This window comes from Escherichia sp. MOD1-EC7011, from assembly GCF_002965005.1.
Taxonomy (GTDB): domain Bacteria; phylum Pseudomonadota; class Gammaproteobacteria; order Enterobacterales; family Enterobacteriaceae; genus Escherichia; species Escherichia ruysiae.
Map to the genome: position 1 here is coordinate 1 of NZ_PTRD01000076.1, position 3,614 is coordinate 3,614.

A 3,614-nucleotide genomic window follows, 5' to 3' on the forward strand; every position below is an offset into this window, starting at 1 on the left:
GGTTTAAAGAAAAGTGTGCTCACTTAGTTAAAGAAATGCATAAAGAGTCTAGTTTTGTAATGGTTTCACATAGTTTGAATTCATTGAAAGAGTTTTGTGATGTGGCGATTGTGTTTAAAGACGATAATGTTAGTGAAATGGAATTGGATATAAGCAAAGCCATAAGTGAGTATAGAAATAATAGTATTTTGAGATAACATTATTAAATGTTTTACCATCAATAGATAATAGGAGGGGGAATTGACTAAACTGACCAAGTTAATGACTAAGCCTGATTTATTTTTCAAGGATATGTTAAAAAAAAGAATTCCATTTGAGATAAAAAAAACAAATAAAGAGGTTAATGGCCAAAAAAAATCAGAAAAGGTAGTAACGCTAAAAAAAACAGCTAAAGAACCTAATGTAATACTTAATTCAAATATTATTGAACAGCATAAGATAACTGATAATATTAGGTTTTCAACTGAAATTAATCATTTGATTCACATTGGGGAATTGATAAAGTACTCTTCTTATATAGATTATTGGATAGGTGAATTTTATTACGCCAAAGTAAACTTCGCTTTGCTTGTTAGAGACCCAAAACTGTACCAATGGGCAATTAGTAAATATCCGCAAGCAAATATTGTTTATGCAAAAAATGCAAGTGCAGTTGAGGAGATATTAAATAAGCTACCACACCTTAGAGCAGTATATTATGTATCAAATACCGCAAACCTTATTCATACGCTAAGATATAATAATTACAAACATATATTTTTAGGCCATGGGAATCCAGAAAAAACACCTAGTGCTCATAAATTTTTTAGAGTATATGATGAAATTTGGGTTGATGGCCAGGCTGCTATTGAACGCTTTAAAAAAGCATCATTCAACACAGACTATATGAGTTTTGTTATAGTTGGCAAACCATCGTTAAAATATATCATAAATAATGCTGTTAAAAATAGAAGTGAAAGCTATACAATAAAGCAAATATCTTATTTGCCAACATGGGAAAACTCAAGTGAGGAGAATAACTACTCATCATCTCACTTATCACCAAATCTCCTGTTTAAAATGCATAAACAATTTAATTGTAAGATATTTGCAAAATATCACCCATTGACTGGAAGTCGAAATAAATCCCTGGCGATAATAGAGAGGGAGGTTAATGATTATCTTGTCGATTGTAAGGATATGACGTATATATTTGATAGAAATGAATCAATTACCAAGGTTATAATAAATAGTGATCTTATTTTGTGCGATTATTTTTTAGGCGTTGAAGTTTGTTTGTCCACTCTATCCCCTATATTTATGTATATACCGAATGATGCTGTTTTAAATTTATCTGAAAACCAAATAGACATTACGCGATGTGCATATGTATTCTCAAATACAGAACAATTGATAAGTTTAATAAATAAAGTTATTTTACAAGGAGATGATTATCTCAGTGATATTAGATATAAGACATTAGATTATATCTATGGAGTAAATGAAACCATAAATAATGAGTTTTGCACTCAGCTTCAGCGTGTTAGCACTGAAATACCCACTTTTTAAAATTATGATCTGCATTTATTAAATTGATAGGTTATTCGAATGAAAAATATCGCTGTAATTCTTTCTGGTGGTTCTGGTACTCGTTTCGGTGGACAGCAACCAAAACAATTTACTAAACTGGCTGGTCGAGCCGTGATTGAATATACCATTGATGCCTTTGAAAGGGCAGAAGCAATTGATGAAATAATTATAGTTTCACAACCGCATTACATCGATATGATGTGGGATTATGTAAAAAAAAATCAGTGGAGTAAAGTAAAAAAAATTTTTAATGCTGGGACAGAGCGATTTGACTCAACTTATTCAGCGATAGAAGGGCTTGATAGCGAGAGTGATAATTGTAATATCTTATTCCATGATGCTGTGCGGCCATTGGTAAGTGAAAGTATAATAAATAATTGCATTGAGTCACTAAATATATTTGATGCAGTAGATGTTGTTATTCCTTCATCTGATACGTTAGTTGAGGTTTATGATGATGGGTGTATATCTAATATTCCTAACCGGAGTAGAATGAGAAGAGGGCAAACCCCGCAGGGCTTTAAGTTAGGTATCATCAAACAAGCTTATAAGAAAGCCATAATCGAAAAAATAGGGAATTTTACCTGTGATTGTGGTGTTGTACGTTCAATGTTGCCGGGGGTTCGTGTTGCTACTGTCATGGGATCGGAGGCGAACATGAAAGTTACACAGCCTATAGATTTATTTATTATAGAAAAGCTTCTCCAAGACTCAAATAAACTTTCATATCGTAATGATGATGACCTCAAATTTATGGCAAATAAAAATGTTGTAATATTTGGTGGAAGTAGTGGTATTGGGGAGGAAATAAAAAAAGCAGCAATACTGCTAAATGCTAATGTTGAGATTGCAAGTCGCAGAGTAAATAATATTGATATTTCCAATCTTAATGATGTAGAGCATTTTTTGGAAATGGTAAGTAATAAACTAGGATCTATAGATTATATTATTAATACAGCAGGTATATTGATAAAAAAACCAATTGATGTTCTTGCTGATGATGAAATTTATGATTTAATAAATATTAATTATACTGGCGCAGTAAATATAGCTAAAGCTGGGAAGAAATATTTGAAAAGGACATCTGGCATGCTGCTTAATTTCACCTCAAGTTCATATACAAGAGGAAGAGCTTATTATGCATTATATTCATCATCAAAGGCAGCTATTGTTAACTTCACTCAAGCAATTGCCGAGGAATGGGGCGAAGAGAATATTAAAGTGAATTGTATTAATCCTGAGCGTACCGCTACTCCCATGCGGATAACTAATTTTGGAATGGAACCTACTGAAAGTTTATTAGATCCTAGAGATGTAGCATTAACTAGCCTAAAAGTTTTAGGAATGAATAAAACCGGATTGATCATAGACATTCGTAAAGATGGTCGATAAATAACGGAGAAAACTTGTGTCTTTAGATAAATTATATTACATATACATTGATACTAAAATTGAAGGTGCCATAGAACAACTACTTAGATATTTTAGGACACAAGTTTTCAAGCCCCAACATTGCATTGCAATATACTGCAAATATTATAAAGAAATAGAGTTTTCATTTTCAAGAAAATTTGCTGAACATAATATTTCTTTTAAGTTTATAAGAAAATTTTCGGAAATGGAGCTTAAAGCTGGAAAAGTTGTATTCTATTTGTTTAATGCACAATCTAATTGTCGGGTTGTTGCTAATCGCAATTTGGTTCATATATTTGTTACCCATGGGGAAAGTAATAAACTGGCATCAGTTAAACCAATAATCCGTATTTATGATTATGTCATTACTGCTGGAGATGCTGGGATTGATAGATACTTAAAGGCTGGAATATTTTCTCCATATGATATACAAAATGATAAGGTTATTAAGTTAGGTAATACCTTTACAGGTGACAATCTATTTAAATTCAACCCCAGTTCAAGGCATATTGTTTATGCACCAACATGGGAAGGAGGAATTCCCGAAGAAAATTATTGTTCTATAAGCAAGGATACTGCTTATCAAATAGCTAGATTCTGTAAAAAAAATAATATATCAACTATTTATATAC

2 protein-coding genes and 2 pseudogenes are annotated in these 3,614 nt (G+C 31.7%); all 4 read left to right on the top strand.

All coding sequences use genetic code 11. The annotated features are described in order from the left end of the window. A pseudogene (locus tag A7098_RS24045) lies at positions 1-197 on the top strand (ABC transporter ATP-binding protein); the annotation flags it as partial. A gap of 43 nt (positions 198-240) precedes the next feature. Continuing rightward, entirely contained in the window at positions 241-1,548 is a 1,308-nt protein-coding gene (locus A7098_RS23410) for a CDP-glycerol glycerophosphotransferase family protein (RefSeq protein WP_105281500.1), read from the top strand. Positions 1,549-1,587: 39 nt separating this feature from the next. Next, positions 1,588-2,961, top strand: a complete 1,374-nt coding sequence (locus A7098_RS23415) for a bifunctional cytidylyltransferase/SDR family oxidoreductase (protein ID WP_105281501.1) — start codon at positions 1,588-1,590, stop codon at positions 2,959-2,961. A 16-nt stretch (positions 2,962-2,977) separates the two neighbouring features. Further along, positions 2,978-3,614: pseudogene (locus tag A7098_RS23420) on the top strand (hypothetical protein); the annotation flags it as partial.

Coding starts and splice junctions, on each gene's coding strand:
- A7098_RS23415 (WP_105281501.1), top strand. CDS start 1,588: ATGAAAAATATCGCTGTAATTCTTTCTGGTGGTTCTGGTACTCGTTTC.